Annotated in this window: 13 protein-coding genes and 1 tRNA gene; 9 read left to right on the top strand and 5 right to left on the bottom strand. The window is 46.8% G+C overall.

From position 1 onward, the window contains the following. The first annotated feature begins 10 nt into the window (after positions 1-10). On the top strand, positions 11-304 hold the full coding sequence (locus tag AC5JR3_RS17125; protein WP_495847759.1) for a YggT family protein: 294 nt from the start codon (positions 11-13) through the stop codon (positions 302-304). Positions 305-515: 211 nt separating this feature from the next. Here the strand turns inward: AC5JR3_RS17125 and accC are convergent, their stop codons facing one another. After that, positions 516-1868, bottom strand: coding sequence for an acetyl-CoA carboxylase biotin carboxylase subunit (gene accC / locus AC5JR3_RS17120; protein ID WP_495847758.1), 1353 nt, complete (start codon positions 1866-1868; stop codon positions 516-518). Positions 1869-2150: 282 nt separating this feature from the next. On the opposite strand from accC, the gene AC5JR3_RS17115 reads away from it, so the two are divergent. Next, a tRNA-Leu gene (locus AC5JR3_RS17115) sits at positions 2151-2232 on the top strand. A gap of 304 nt (positions 2233-2536) precedes the next feature. Then, complete coding sequence (locus AC5JR3_RS17110; protein WP_495847757.1) at positions 2537-3154, top strand: chorismate lyase; 618 nt, start codon at positions 2537-2539, stop codon at positions 3152-3154. Positions 3155-3231: 77 nt separating this feature from the next. On the opposite strand, the gene AC5JR3_RS17105 is transcribed toward AC5JR3_RS17110, so the two are convergent. Next, on the bottom strand, positions 3232-4791 hold the full coding sequence (locus AC5JR3_RS17105; RefSeq protein WP_495847756.1) for a beta-barrel domain-containing protein: 1560 nt from the start codon (positions 4789-4791) through the stop codon (positions 3232-3234). Positions 4792-4867: 76 nt separating this feature from the next. Between AC5JR3_RS17105 and AC5JR3_RS17100 the strand changes: the two genes are divergently transcribed. Further along, positions 4868-5806 carry a DUF1822 family protein gene (locus tag AC5JR3_RS17100; RefSeq protein WP_495847755.1) on the top strand — a complete coding sequence of 313 codons (939 nt, stop codon included), beginning with the start codon at positions 4868-4870 and terminating at the stop codon, positions 5804-5806. Positions 5807-6070: 264 nt separating this feature from the next. Here the strand turns inward: AC5JR3_RS17100 and AC5JR3_RS17095 are convergent, their stop codons facing one another. Further along, positions 6071-6568, bottom strand: a complete 498-nt coding sequence (locus AC5JR3_RS17095; RefSeq protein WP_495847754.1) for a hypothetical protein — start codon at positions 6566-6568, stop codon at positions 6071-6073. Between the two features lie 264 nt (positions 6569-6832). After that, positions 6833-6958, bottom strand: a complete 126-nt coding sequence (locus AC5JR3_RS17090; RefSeq protein WP_495847753.1) for a hypothetical protein — start codon at positions 6956-6958, stop codon at positions 6833-6835. A 153-nt stretch (positions 6959-7111) separates the two neighbouring features. Here AC5JR3_RS17090 and AC5JR3_RS17085 point away from each other — a divergent pair, with 153 nt between their 5' ends. From AC5JR3_RS17085 to AC5JR3_RS17070, 4 genes are all read left to right on the top strand, one after another. Then, positions 7112-9436, top strand: coding sequence for a hypothetical protein (locus AC5JR3_RS17085; protein ID WP_495847752.1), 2325 nt, complete (start codon positions 7112-7114; stop codon positions 9434-9436). Continuing rightward, positions 9433-10917: a coiled-coil domain-containing protein gene (locus tag AC5JR3_RS17080; RefSeq protein WP_495847751.1), complete on the top strand. Its 1485-nt coding sequence runs from the start codon at positions 9433-9435 to the stop codon at positions 10915-10917. The genes AC5JR3_RS17085 and AC5JR3_RS17080 overlap by 4 nt, the downstream gene beginning before the upstream one ends. A 301-nt stretch (positions 10918-11218) precedes the next feature. Next, the gene (locus tag AC5JR3_RS17075; RefSeq protein ID WP_495847750.1) at positions 11219-12184 is read left to right on the top strand and encodes an ABC transporter ATP-binding protein; all 966 of its coding nucleotides are present in this window, start codon (positions 11219-11221) and stop codon (positions 12182-12184) included. Between the two features lie 21 nt (positions 12185-12205). Then, positions 12206-12850, top strand: a complete 645-nt coding sequence (locus AC5JR3_RS17070; RefSeq protein ID WP_495847749.1) for an ABC transporter permease — start codon at positions 12206-12208, stop codon at positions 12848-12850. Positions 12851-13083: 233 nt separating this feature from the next. On the opposite strand, the gene AC5JR3_RS17065 is transcribed toward AC5JR3_RS17070, so the two are convergent. Then, positions 13084-14202: a DNA cytosine methyltransferase gene (locus AC5JR3_RS17065; protein ID WP_495847748.1), complete on the bottom strand. Its 1119-nt coding sequence runs from the start codon at positions 14200-14202 to the stop codon at positions 13084-13086. On the opposite strand from AC5JR3_RS17065, the gene AC5JR3_RS17060 reads away from it, so the two are divergent. Continuing rightward, positions 14201-14509, top strand: a complete 309-nt coding sequence (locus AC5JR3_RS17060) for a helix-turn-helix domain-containing protein (RefSeq protein ID WP_495847747.1) — start codon at positions 14201-14203, stop codon at positions 14507-14509. The two genes, AC5JR3_RS17065 and AC5JR3_RS17060, sit on opposite strands and share 2 nt — an antisense overlap. Position 14510 lies beyond the last annotated feature (1 nt).

Below are 14510 nucleotides of genomic sequence, written 5' to 3'. Positions count from 1 at the left end.
TAAAAGATTAATGACCGCTGCTACCCTCGGAACCTGGACTCTTGGTATTTTTCTGGGACTGATGACATTTCTGTTCATCTTCAGAATCATTTTGACCTGGTATCCCCAAGTTGATCTGAATCATTTGCCCTTCAACTTAATTGCTTGGCCCACAGAACCGTTTTTGGTACCACTACGGAAAATTATTCCGCCCATTGGAGGCGTTGATATCACTCCCATCGTCTGGGTAGGGATTTTTAGCCTGCTACGGGAAATCCTTCTAGGTCAGCAGGGAATTCTGACAATGCTGACGCAAACTCACTAAGCTGTCACGATTAAGAGTGCTTGCTATTGAGGGGATGGGGGGATGGGGGGTAGGGGAGCAGAGGTGCGGGGGAGCAGGGGAGCGGGGGAGCGGGGGAGCAGGGGGGATGAGGAGAAGCAAAGCCTAACCTCTAATCCCTAACCTATAACCTCTAGTCCTTCTTCATACTTCATACTTCATACTTCACCCTTCACCCTTCATACTTCACCCCTCACCCCTTGTTCTGCAATAGCTGCTCCACAAAATTGGTGTAAACCTCTCCTTCCAGGAAGGCTGGCGTTTCGAGGATTCTTTGGTGAAAGCCAATAGTTGTGGGCACTCCTGTAATTGCACACTCCCGCAAGGCTCGCTGCATCCGCTTGATGGCAGCATTGCGGTTGGGTGCCCAGACGATTAACTTGCCAATCAAGGAATCGTAGTAAGCAGGAATTTCGTAGTCGGTGTAGACGTGGGAGTCCATGCGGACGCCGGGGCCACCGGGGGGGAGGTAGCCGCTGATCCGTCCCGGTTGCGGGCGGAAATTATGATCGGGGTCTTCAGCGTTAATTCGGCACTCAATTGCATGACCATCTAGGACAACTTGCTCTTGAGTCAGGGGCAGCTTTCCGCCTTGAGCGATGCGAATTTGTTCGGCAATTAAGTCTAAGCCTGTAATCATCTCAGTGACGGGATGTTCTACCTGGATGCGGGTATTCATTTCCATGAAGTAGAACTCACCGGACTGATCGAGAAGAAATTCTACCGTTCCTGCCCCAACGTAGTTGATAGATTTTGCGGCCTGGACAGCGGCTTCTCCCATTTTGGTTCGGAGTGTAGGGCTAAGAATAGGGCTAGGGGCTTCTTCCAGGAGCTTTTGATGACGGCGTTGGATGGAGCAGTCGCGTTCGCCTAGATGAATGACATTGCCGTGGCTATCTGCAAGGATTTGAAACTCGATGTGGCGGGGACGATTGATAAATTTTTCCATGTAGACGCCGGGATTGCCAAAAGCGGCTTCGGCTTCTCCTTGGGCGGCTAAAAAGAGCTTGGTGAGTTCACTTTCTTCTTGGACAAAGCGCATCCCCCTTCCGCCACCACCAGCCGTGGCTTTGATCATTACAGGATAGCCAATGTGGCGGGCGATCGCTTGGGCTTCTTGTTCAGATAGCAGCAGTCCGTCGCTACCTGGTACGGTGGGAACTCCCGCATTTAGCATCGTCTCTTTGGCGGTGGACTTATCTCCCATTGCCCGCATCGCCTCCGGAGAGGGGCCGATAAAGGAAATTTGATGATCGGCGCAGATTTCGGCAAAACGGGCATTTTCTGCCAGAAACCCATAGCCCGGATGAATAGCCGTAGCGTTGCGCGTCAGGGCAGCAGCAATGATATTGGGAATATTTAAGTAACTTTTGCTACTAATGGGTTCGCCAATACAAACGGCTTCATCAGCCAACTGCACATGGAGGGCGTGCCGATCGATTGTGGAGTGAACGGCGACGGTGGCTATCCCCATTTCTTCGCAAGTTCGGAGAATCCGCAGGGCAATTTCCCCGCGATTGGCAATCAAGATTTTTGAAAATTGCATATATATAACAGTGCTGCTATATCCGGATCACTAGGATAAGGATGCGCGATATCTCTAACGCGATACTTTAATACTTGTGCAAAGGAATTGTGCCACATTCCGCTATGTGCGATCGCGTTTGTCCCTGAGAATCCAATTTTTACGCCAACAGCTCAGCACTTTGGGAACCGGATACTCAGGAGAGAATAGCCTAGGCGATCGAACCCTATTTTTGTGCTGCCAGAACAGGAACATAAAATAGTTGCGATAAGTGGCAGATTTTTTGCTAAACTCAATAATTACGCGGATGTGGTGGAATTGGTAGACACGCACGCTTGAGGGGCGTGTGGCGAAAGCCTTGCGAGTTCGAGTCTCGCCATCCGCATATAGCAACAGCGCTTAAATACTACAAGCGAGCAACTACGGCGGTTAATCGTTGTTGCTGGTTAGTTTTAGTTGTGAAAAAAACAAGTCTTCACGGCTCGGTGATATCGGAACTCCAGATATCAGAATCTGTTGCTGGTTGTTTTTGGTAGACAAAACTGCTTAAACATCCGTACCGGAAGGGCGCGAGAAAGAAAAACCCCCCTTTTAACTCCCTGAAATTAACAATTAAAAACTCAAATTACCTTTCTAGTGGCGCTAGAGACTATCATGGTCTATGAGAGAAGTGAAGTTTTGTAACGAAATTGACTTGGATTTTGTCGCCTAAAACTAGCGTTACACTGCCAACCGCCTGGTACGCCCTCAGCCCAATCTGGCAAGGGGGAGAAGAAATTATTCAGAAAGGATTACCTCACACTCAGTTAGCACCTGCTTGGCAGATGCTGATGCTGGGGGATGGCTCTCCGACGCGCCATCTCCAGCTCTTGACGGGTGAACCAACTGAAGTCGATGTCATTGATATGTCGCCAATTGGCACGAATACCGATGGCGCACCGGATTTAATTCAAGCTGTACCTGGGCCTCGATTGCGGCGTCAGGTATGGCTGCGGACGGCGTCTGGACAACGTCTGGCGTATGCAACCTCTTGGTGGGAAGCTAGCCACGTTGATGAATATTTACAAAATCGCTCATTGCCTATTTGGGCAAGTCTTGCCCGATTGCGAACCGAGTTGTATCGGGATGTACAAGGCATTTACTATGGTCATTGCGCTGGATTAGAGGCGGAATTTAAGCAGTCTGGGCCATTTTGGGGACGCCATTACTTGTTTTGGCACCATGGGCGACCGTTGACCCTGATTTATGAGGTCTTTTCGCCGTATTTAACCAAATATTTGGGAGCAACTAGCACTAGCGAAGGGTGAAAAGCGATCGCCTTTTTGCAGACAAATTTGACAGCCCTGCGCCCCCACAAACAGAGATTGTCTGTTCCTAAAACTAATTAGCGAACAAACTTCAGACTTTCAGTTTTGTTTGTAAATAAATCGGTAAAGATGCTCATCACCGTGCGCTCGCGAACCTTTAGATTGACGCTGACTGACATCCCAGATTGCAGTGGGATATCTTTACCATTAACGAGCAGTGACTGTTGGTTTAGGCGAACTTTGGCAGGAAAGCTGTAGAAGGGGCGAATGGGATCGGGGGGAAGTGCATCAGAACCAATCCAGATGACTTCACCTTTGACGTCACCAAATTCACTAAAGGGAAAAGAGTCAATTCTGACATCGGCTTTCATGCCTTCTTTGACAAATCCGATGTCTTTGTTGGTAAGGAATACTTTCGCCGTCAGGGTGTCATTGGGAACAATTTTTAAAATGGGTTCGTTGGAGTTCGCAACAAATCCTGGCGTATTCGCTTTGAGATCAAAAACAGTACCATCAGCCGGAGCTTTCAGGTCTTGGTACTGTAAGGTTAATCGCGATTGACTGAGTTGGCTATCGATTTCTGCCAGCCGTTTTTCGTTTTCAACGATCGCCTTAGTGAGTTGACTATCAATCTGAGCGATTTCTTTTTCGTTCTGAGTAATTTTGGCGAACAAGTCTTGTTTTGTTAGGGCAATGGTGTTTTGCTGATTTTCTTTGGCTTGAGCGATCGCTAACTGCAAACGCTTCTGCTCAATCGTCAGTTGATCGACCTCGGATCTACCACTGCGGACATCCTGCTGTTGCTTAAGATATTGCACACGAGCGAGGGCACCCTCTTTCACAATCGGCTCAATATCATTCAAAATGCCTTGATTCACGTCCAGGCGGTCTTTAGCACCAGCATGCTGCACCTGAGTTTGACTCGCTTGTCGCTCTAGTTGCTGCACTTCTAATTCTGCGGCGGCGACGCGGGAATTTAACTCGGCACGGCTCGATAGCAGACGCTGCTGTTGCTCGGCGGTAAAGTTTGTACCTTCGTTAGAGCCTCGAAGTTGAGCGCGATACAGTTGATTTTCTGAGCCTAAAGCGGCGCGGCTTTTTGTGAGAGAGACTAATTCTAAGGGGAGTTTGAGTTGACCATTTTCGGCACTCACCCTGTCAGGAAATACGACTTCAGCCATTTGCTGGCGATAAAACTGATTTTCCTGAACTAACGCCGTGCGAATTTTTTCCAAAGATTGAAGTTGTGCTTGTGCCGTGGTTGAATCGAGGCGGAGGAGAGTATCACCTTTTTTGACGCGTTGCCCGTCTTCAACGTAAATGTCTTTAACTACGCCACTGATAGGTGCTTGTACTTCCTTAACCGTTCCTTGTGGTTCTAGTTTGCCTGTAGCAGGAATCGCTTCTTCAATTTTGGCTACCGATGCCCAAACGACGCCAAAGGTGGTCACGCCGACAATTGCCCAAACGATCGCCCGCGACCAAGTTGGCGATTGTTGCAGAATAACGGACTGGTCAAACTTCTTAGCCGGAGGCGTGCGGGGTGAGGTGTTCTGAGTCGGTGTCGGGGTCGGAACTGCAAGCGGCGCTGAATTGGGTGGTGCGGGGACTTTATGATTCCGATCGATCATCGTCATAGTTTCACCAGGATGGGAGTGATCTATATCTTTAGGTAGTGGCGCTTCCTATTGTCACTCAAAGTAGCAAGAAAGATTGTTAAGGAGATTAATTCTTTATGGGTTTGCTGCACGATCCGACACGGGGAAGTGTTGTCACCTGGCTGAATTTTTATCTAAAGCGGCGTATGTCATCAATGACTACCTACAAATGTTGGGGATTCAGACAAACCCTGTAGTCAGCGATAGTTGGAACCCAGTGGTACGTTTGGGGGCTAATATTGCCGATCTAGAAATTACTGGTATTGGGCGTTTGGAATGTCGCCCGATTAAAGCGTCTGAGCAAATTTGTCAGATTCCGCCGGAAGTGTGGGAAGAACGCATAGGCTATGTGGTGGTGCAGATTGATGAAGCATTTCAAGAGGCAACATTTCTGGGATTTGTGGAGTCTGTTCAACAAGAGACACTGCGGATTGATGAATTGCGATCGCCTGAAGCCCTAATCGATCGTTTACATGCCCAAAGTCAACCCATGATCACATCCTCTGCGACACCTGAACAGCTAAGAGTGAATTTAAGCCAGTGGTTGCACAATACGGTAGATGCTGGCTGGCAAACCCTTGAGAGTTTATTTAGTACAACCGAACCGGATTTGGCATTTAGTTTTAGAGGTGCCAATACATTATTACTTGCCCCAAGTTTGGAGAAATCAGAAAATCGTGTGATTCGTGCAAAGTTAATTGACCTGAGAGTGCAGCTTGTGGGTTATCCAATTGCTTTGGTAGTGGAACTACACGCTGAGTCTAATGAAAGTCGAACTATTGTTCTCCAAGTCCATCCGGCGGGAAATCAAAGATATTTGCCCCCTTCATTGAAATTTAACGTTCTGGATGAAACGGGATTAATCTTCCTAGAAGCGGAAGCCAGAAGTACCGATGATTATATCCAGTTGGAGTTTAGCGGTTTTTTGGGAGAACTTTTCAGTGCCGAAATCACTTTGGGGGAAGCAAGATTTTTAGAGGATTTCGTCATTTAAACTGAGCAAATTACCTAATGTAGAGCAGTAAAGCACTAATTTTAAAAGTAGCCACAGATAATGAATAAAATAGTTATCTAAATAAGGATTTTTTGGATAATCTATAATTCTCGATATCCCGAAAACCCACGCCTACAAGCAGACTGGACTGAGTTGTTGCCGTCGGTTGATTTAGAAGCGATCGCCAAAAAGCCAATTACACCCGGCGGCACTTTATCAGAGCCTCAAGAGTAAAACCCACCCACTCCTCCTAGGGAACTGCTATTAGTTCACTCCCTGTGGCTGAGGGAGGGGAAAACCACTGTAAGGACTGTAAGGTTGAGTCATTGTCCCCGGTGTGGTGGAATTGCTTCCAGGAGTTATTAATGTGTTGGAGAAATTGGGAGTCCCCGCTAAAGGCGGTGTCGCACCAGTCAGGCTCGGATAGCCGATAACAGGATACGTTGTACCCGGCGTAATTCCGCCACTGGGCAAAGTTAGGGTGTTCTGAGGCGTTGTGTTTTTTAGGGAAAATGTGCTGGGGGAATTTTTGGTATTTTCAGGAATGGTTAACTCTTCAAATGTGATTTGATTGGGTGCAGAAAGCTTAACTTTTTTCGATTGATAGATAGACTCATCGTCATTATTTGCGCCTTTCTCAGCCTGTGAAACTACGAAAGTTAGCAAGTAACAAAGACCCAAAAATGCCGCAATACCAATCACACCTTTAAGTAAAGCCGTGGCGACTAGAGACTGATTTGATACGGTCTGTTGTATACGCATTGGTTTAATTACAGTGGGAAAGGACGGTTCTCGATTAATAAAACTTAAAATTTATATCGTAGATTTACAGAGTAATTCCTATATATATTAATAAACACCTCAGTAAAAACCCTTAAGTCCGCAGGTATTTTTACTAGGACTTTAAAAAAGCGGTGAGGTTTCCGCCATAGTATAAAGTTTCAGTAAAGTAAGGCGGATCTAGACCTGGACAGCCCTACTGAGGTAAAGACGTTGAGGAGCGATCGCGCTATGTATCAAGAGACATCAGCAAGGCTTAATTTGAGCAGCGATCGCCCTACACAAGCCATTTGCTCCCCCAACCGAACCACCGTCTGCAAAAACACGGGTTAAGGTGAAGAGAACACTTACGTAGCCGCTAATTTGTTTCAAGATTAGACGCCGTGAGCCAAGGCTTAGAAGGAAAGACGAAAATTTCTCGTCCTCCCAATTCCCAGAGATTAGGTACAAAGAAGCAGTTATCAATCTCGTCTGGGAACAATCAGCCTAAGCCTATCCTTGATCCCCGGTACTCGAAAGTCGCTTATGCCAAAGCTCAAAATTATTCGAGCCGCCTTTCGTGAGATCCAAAAACTTCCCCATGATGCTCTCCAGAACGTCTCGGAGATCCTGCGCCGATTAAGCCAAGGAGACAACGCCAACACGAAAAAGTTGCAGGGATATGATCGCCTGCGACGCACCAGACAGGGTAATGTGCGCGTGATTTGGCAAGAAGAGAGCAGCGACAACTTCGTAGTGATTAAAGCCGGGTGGCGGGATGGTATTTATGATGATGCATTTGATCAGCGCGATCGCACTGATCCCAAACCCTTAGAAGAACTAGCCCAAGAACTGCTCCAGCCTTCAGGAATACCACTAGCAGAAACTCCCACCTATCAGTGGAATCAAGAAGTCGGTGAAGCTTGGTACAAATTTGTCTACGGAGGTTATCGCTATTCACCAATCCTCACTCAACACCAAAGAGAAACCCTCAGCGAACTGATTGCTCCCCTATCAGCACCCTACCAAGGGAAAAATACCAAAACGGCTTGGATCGTTCAAAGCGCTCCAGGAACCGGAAAAACCGTCTGTGCAACGTTGCTGGCTTGCGAAATTCACTCCCACAATGGAGGGAACGCCATGCTGATTGTGCCAGAGACTCTGCGGGAAGATATCGCTGAATACACAGAAGTCAAGCAGACACTACTATCAAAAAACTTTGGCACATTTCGAGACTGGCTGTCTCAAGTCGCCCCTAAACTGCATAGTCAATTAGCGTCACCCGCCGCAGAATTAGCCGCCCTCCAGCACGCAGCCCAACGCGCGAGGATGAGTTCCAGGTTTCCCCTCAAACCCGAAGACATTAGCCCCCGTGATGTTTTGCTTTATCAGGCTTTTGTATTGGATAAAGCTAATCAAAACCAAAAGAAGAATGGGATTTTTCTTCTATACGAAAAAACGGGACGTGTTGATATTCTTCGACAGATTAATTCAACATTTTGGCAGCAAGCATTGGCAGATAATCTCTGTCGCCTTGATGCGGCAAATGAGTTAAGTGCTAATCCGCCTCCACCCCCAGCACTTAGCGATTACACAATTTTGATAGTTGATGAAGCCCAAGACTTTCTACTCGCTGAGTTGCAGGCATTGATTGCTGTGCGGAATGCTTGGGAAAATCGGGGACATCCTACCTATCTGTGGTTGCTAGGAGACTTAAATCAGCGCATTCAGCCAACAGATTTTGATTGGGGACAGCTACAATTGGGCAGCCCCATCCAAATCGAACGAAACTACCGCAACTCTAGGCAAATATTGCAGTTTGCCAATCAATTCTGGAACATGGCGCAAGAGATCAATGCCCGTCTCAAAGGTAGAAAACTACCAGAACCCGCTAAGCCAGAATATGCCTCAGAAATTGGGGAAGCCGTGCGCTTATTAAAATACTCCTCGATTGAGGAAGCAACAGATTTTCTCAAGCAACTTGCTCAGGAATCGGGACAACAAGAAAATCAGCGTTACCTACTGCGAGACTTAGCAAATGCGGTTAAAGTACTCTCTCCGATAAAGCTTGAGCCATACAACAATTTGGTTGTGCTTAATCCTGAACAAGCTAAGGGAAGAGAGTTTGAAGCTTGTGTTGCTTTTCGCTTATTTGAGGGCGAGGGTAGTCCTTCTTTGGAGGAAAGTTTCCAGTGGTACACGATGCTAACTCGCTCCCGTTCCCGCTTGTTGATTGTGGCAACGACAGAAGAGTTAAATCGTATTGGTAATGAATATTTTAGACAATGCGATCGCATGGATTCCCAAAAAGCGATCGCCTGGATTACCGAAGTTGCCAGCGATATCGATCTTAGTCAAATTACTGGTGATGTCAAACGACGTTTACTCTCTAGGTGTCAAACGGGCTGTCTTTACTGGGATACTTACCCCGCCTTGAAACTAGCAGGCGTTGAGGGTGAGGAGATTTATCAATGGGAACAAGAGGCGATCGCTCTTTTGCAGCAAAACTCCCTTACCCATCTACAAGCTGAGTTACAGAAGACGGATAGTATTTCCCTGCAATGTTTACTACTAAGGGCAATGAATTGTTCTTGGCAAGCGGTAGAGGAAGCCTCTAATTTGCAAACTATAGATGGGGAAGAATCAGCTCGTCTCCTGGAAAGCATTGCTAGAGATTTAGAAGGAAAAAATCTTCCCTACGAAGCGGCAAGAGTACGCTTGCGGCTTGGCAAAACCGAGTTGGGTGTCGATCTTCCTTTTTGGGAAGAAGTAAGCCAGACTAATCAATCCTCGCCCCTAGTTCCTTTACTCTGCCAAGCCTTCATCTCTCACCTTGAAAATGTTCTTCAGCCTCAGGAGATAAATGAGTGAAAGTACCCACAGACACAGAAATTGCTGAACAGCTTCAGGCGCTTTTGCGAACTATTGAACAAGGAATGAATCAGGCGGGAAAACTTCTAGAGAAATCACAAGAAATTGAAAAACATATTCTACAACATCGCGCGACAATTGAGAAAAAATCTTCTCAGGTGACAACTGATAAAACAGACGTTTCTCAGTTAGTTAAGCAAACACAGTCAGAATTGCAAGCATTCCGAGAGTTTCACGATAATGTATTTTCAACCTTACGAGAAATTGAGAAGCGAGTCAAAGAGAAATATAGTGTTTTTGAGGAACAATGGGAAAAACAGAAAGCTGCTTCTGAAGTAGCTGAGGTGATTGAGGAGAACGCTAATAGTTTTCGGCAGCAGGTGCAAGCAGAGTTAAAACAGTTTCAGCAGAATATTTTGCCGAGTTTGCAACAAAATCAACAGCAAGTTGAACAGCAGCGTAGAGAGTTTGAAGAGCAAATACAGGAACAGACTGTTGAACTCAAGCAATTAGTCTCTCAAGTTGAGAGCGAGCAAAGGATAGTCTCTCAAACCAAGCAGCAGATCCTGGTACAAACCAGTGAAGTTCTGGCAGTAAAATTAGAAGTAGAAAAACTTCATTCTGCTGTTTTGTCTGCTGTCCAGAAACTGGGGGGTAAGGAAGGATTGGACTCGCTGCGCCAAGAGTACCAAACTCTCCGTAATGCCTTGAGTGAAGCTGAAAGAGGCAATCAGCAACTTCGGATACAAGCAGAAGAAAAACTGCGGGAATTTGAGCAAGAAGCATTACTAGCCCAAGACAGACTAGCTCTTACTCAGCAGCGATTGCAGGAAATTAACGACAAACTGAGCATGGTAGATTCAGCAATCGTCAAGCAAGCAATGGCACAAGTTGCAGCTGTCAAAGAACGAGTGCGATCGCACGAACAACAGCTTTTAAACGAGCTTCGCCCTGCTGTCGAAACAATCTTAACGGAACTCGGCGGACAAGCAGGTTTAGAAACACTGCGCCACGAACTACAAGTAGGGCGTCAGGTATCAAGGGAAATTCAGCAGCTCCACCAGCAGTTGCAATCAGGAGTCGCCGCCGCAGCACGAACAATGCAAGAATTGTTAGAAGTGCATTCAACGATTCAGGAGACGGCATCAAGAGCGCAAGAGAGCCACTCGGCAGTTTCTCATCTAGCTCAACAGGTGAGAGCCGATCGAGAAGCGATCGCTACAATCCGGGTAAAGGCAGAAACTTCACTCGCTCAAGACAGCGCTCAAATCAATGATTTGGATATTTCTTTACCAAATCGCCTAGAAAAACTGGAGAATTTCTCCAATCAATTAGAGAACTCTCAAGAGGATTTAAGGCAGAAGCTACAAGCCTTAGAACGCAGCAATCGCTATCTACGTAAATGGTTATGGGGAGCAACATTTGGCGTGAGTTTAATGATTGCCTTAGCCGCGTCAGTGATTCGATTTGGCAATATTTAGTCAACTGAAGGCTGAAGTAGTCAGGGATTGAACCCTACTTTGAGTGCTAAAGTCCTCACTTACTTATTTACATGTCTTACTTACTGATGGACTTTCACTTTTCATCCTTGATCCTTTTTGGTAAATTAGACCTCTTGCAAAAATGTACCAGACCCCTCCTCAACCCTCCCCTTACTAAGGGGAGGGGGCAAGATTTCAAGTCTCCCCCCTTACTAAGGGGGGTCTATTCGACTTATGCAAGAGGTCTATTCTGTTGAAATGAAATTTGACCTTAAAATCCAACACGGCTGAGGAATAATTAGTGAGCGCCATAGGTTTTGAGAACGTGTTTCTAAAGTTTCCAGGTGCGCCTCATCCGGCAGTGAATGGCTGCACTTGCGAAATTGAATCAGGTCAGTTGATTGTGATTTTAGGGCCATCAGGTTGCGGTAAAACCACCCTCCTGAAGATGGTAAACCGCCTGTACGAGCCAACCTCCGGGACAATCTACCTCAATGGCAAAGACATCCGAAAGATCAAAGCAACGGATTTGCGGCGGCAGATTGGTTACGTTATTCAGCAGTCGGGATTGTTTCCCCACATGACGGTGGCGGAAAATATTGCCGTTGTCCCCAAGTTACTAAATTGGTCGCGAATAAAGTATCAATCCCGCACTGATGAGTTGCTATCGTTGGTACAGCTACCGCCTCAAGAGTATCGCGATCGCTATCCTTCCCAACTCTCCGGTGGTCAGCAGCAGCGGGTGGGAATTGCTCGCGCGTTGGCAGGTGATCCAGCCGTGATGTTGATGGATGAACCATTTGGTGCCATTGACGCCATTACCCGCGAGGCACTCCAAGACGAGATTTTGCAACTGCAACGGCAACTGAAGAAGACAATTTTATTTGTTTCCCATGATGTAGAGGAAGCGCTGCGTCTGGCTGACAAAATTATGATTTTGCAAAAGGGTCAGATCGTGCAGTTCGACACGCCCTTTAATATCCTCACCAAACCTGCTAATGCTTTTGTGCATAACCTAGTGGGGGCAGATGATATGGTGCGTCAGCTTAGTTTGTTGCGCGTAGAAACGGCAATGACGGCGGTTCTCGCCAACAATATCCCTACAAGTGCACATACGATCGCCCGTCATGACAGTTTGCGTCAAGCTTTATCAATTTTGCTACGGACGGGTGCCCAAAAGCTGACTGTTCTAGATGCCGAGAAGGTTGTCGGTGTCCTGACACTGGAACATATTCGGGATGCTGCCAAAATGGGCGCAAGTGTTTAAGTCAGGATTAGTCACAAGTAAATGAACTACATCATTGAAAATCCTGGGGCTGTTTTTGGTCTGTTGTGGGAACACCTGCAAATGACCGGGTTAGCTGTGGCAATTGCCGTTGCGATCGCCCTCCCGGTTTCTTTGGCGACCGCGTCCTATCCCTGGCTGAGTATCCCGGTGATGGGGTTTTTGGGAACCCTGTACACCTTGCCAAGCTTGGCATTAATCATTCTGTTGGTGCCGATTTTTGGACTAAATCGTCAGTCTGTCGTTATAGCGATGATTATCTATACCCAGGTGATTTTGGTGCGGAATTTTTCCGTGGGGTTGCAATCTGTTGAACCCGCAATCATGGAAGCTGCACGGGGGATGGGAATGAATTCCTGGCAACGTTGGTGGCGGGTACAAGTCCCGCTAATTTTGCCGATTTGTTTAGCTGGGGTGCGTCTAGCCACGATTGTAGCAGTCGCGATCGCGGCAATTGGTGCCAAATTTGGGGCGGGAGGATTAGGTACACTGCTCTTTGACGGTGTCGCCCAAGGGCAAAACGATAAGATCTGGGCAGGCGCGATCGCTGTCACCCTACTAGCCTTAGCCATTAACGGCATCCTTTTAGGATTGGAATGGTTCGCCAGCCCGAAGCGCAAAATTCAACAAGCCGCCAAAAGCAGGTGATCGCCCAATCGAGTCATCTTGGGTTTCATGTTACCTACTGATTCCCAAGTAAGGACGTGACAGACTCAACCCAACTTACAGCGAGAGGCGATCGCACTCCTTCCTGCTCCGCAAAGGCTCCGCCTCCAGCAATCGGCAAAGCCGTATCAGAGCGGTAAGTTGCAATATAGGTTAATGCTGGATAAGACCGATATAGGAGGTATTATCCAGCACATCTGACGTTAAATACACAGTTAGATGGCTAGCCGTAACTGTTTGGCTTCACTTTCCATTAAAGGAGGAACTGTAATCAGCTTGGGCTGCCCGAGAACATCTCGAACGACTGCTGCAACCACTTGTGCCAAGTCACATGGAACAGCGTTGCCTATTTGTCTATAGATCGAGCTTTGTCCCCCAACAAACTGATAGTCATGTGGAAAGGTTTGAATTCTAAGCGCTTCGTCAATTGTTAAGCGTCTAAGTCTTTTAGGTGCTGCATCTAAAGGTAGCGGTTCTCCCCCTTTCATCAGGTAAGAGTGATACCATTCAACCCAGCTATCTTGACCAAAATAGCAGTGTTCTTCATCAATAATTGGGGTCTTATTTCCACCCATAGAAGCATGGAGGGCGCATGAGCATCGATCGGGATTCAGTGGTCTGCCCTGACCATTGAACATCATGCCTGCATACGGAGATCGTCTCATTACAGGTTTGGCAGCGATCGTAACTTTTGCATTGCATATTCTTTGATTTTTCTCCGAACCTGCTATACCCAAAGGTAAAATGATGTCTCTAACTGTTGGAGAAGGCTTTTTGTATCGATTAAACAATGCTTCTAAGTTGCTTACATCTTTAAAGTCTCGAAACCCGATCAAAAACATTCGCTCTCTGGATTGGGGTACGCCGAAATCAGATGAATTAAGCAATACCAGCTTACACTTATACCCCAATTGACTACTCACAAAGAAAAGTTTTTGACGAACCTCTGCCCATTTATCTAAAACCGCCAATGCCTTAACATTTTCGCAGACAAAAGCTCGAGGTCGAGTAAGGTTCACAACTTCCATAAAAACCCATAGCATTTGACTACGGGGATCATCAGGATTCATCTTTCCTGCCACAGAAAATCCTTGACAAGGTGGACCACCAAAAACAAGGTCAACCCCCTCAAATTGCTGCATATCAGTCAATATATTATTTATATCTCCACATTTGATAATTCCTCCCGGATGATTGGCCTCATACGTGAGACAAGCATCTCTGTCTATGTCATTGGCACTCACAACCTCAACTCCTGCTCGGATAAACCCGACATCCATACCGCCTGCGCCGGAGAAAAGTGAGAGTCCCGATAAAAGTGTTTCGTTCTTCATGTATGCGATTTTGGCATATTCACCTTTCCAAATCAAGATCTTGATTATGGAAGGTCAAAAGCAGTCTATCTCGAGCATTCACGATCCTGAATACCACAGGATCATAGATGCACTTATTTCTCTGCGAGAAAGAGCAAAGCTCTCCCAGAAGGCGATTGCACATGAGATTGGCTTAACTCAGCCTGACATTTCTAAAATAGAGCGTCGGGAACGCCGGATCGACATTTTAGAAACATTACGTTGGGTGCGGGCTACAGATGCTGACCCTGCTGAGTTTTTCGCACAGTTTACTAGTTCAGAGGGTTGAG

Source organism: Kastovskya adunca, assembly GCF_059505785.1.
This window is presented reverse-complemented; position numbering and strand designations above follow the sequence as displayed.

Bases quoted from the DNA above. Each gene is read 5' to 3' on its own strand.
- accC (WP_495847758.1), bottom strand. From the start codon at position 1,868: ATGCAATTTTCAAAAATCTTGATTGCCAATCGCGGGGAAATTGCCCTG.
- AC5JR3_RS17085 (WP_495847752.1), top strand. From the start codon at position 7,112: ATGCCAAAGCTCAAAATTATTCGAGCCGCCTTTCGTGAGATCCAAAAA.
- AC5JR3_RS17065 (WP_495847748.1), bottom strand. From the start codon at position 14,202: ATGAAGAACGAAACACTTTTATCGGGACTCTCACTTTTCTCCGGCGCA.
- AC5JR3_RS17125 (WP_495847759.1), top strand. From the start codon at position 11: ATGACCGCTGCTACCCTCGGAACCTGGACTCTTGGTATTTTTCTGGGA.
- AC5JR3_RS17095 (WP_495847754.1), bottom strand. From the start codon at position 6,568: ATGCGTATACAACAGACCGTATCAAATCAGTCTCTAGTCGCCACGGCT.
- AC5JR3_RS17105 (WP_495847756.1), bottom strand. From the start codon at position 4,791: ATGACGATGATCGATCGGAATCATAAAGTCCCCGCACCACCCAATTCA.
- AC5JR3_RS17060 (WP_495847747.1), top strand. From the start codon at position 14,201: ATGTATGCGATTTTGGCATATTCACCTTTCCAAATCAAGATCTTGATT.
- AC5JR3_RS17070 (WP_495847749.1), top strand. From the start codon at position 12,206: ATGAACTACATCATTGAAAATCCTGGGGCTGTTTTTGGTCTGTTGTGG.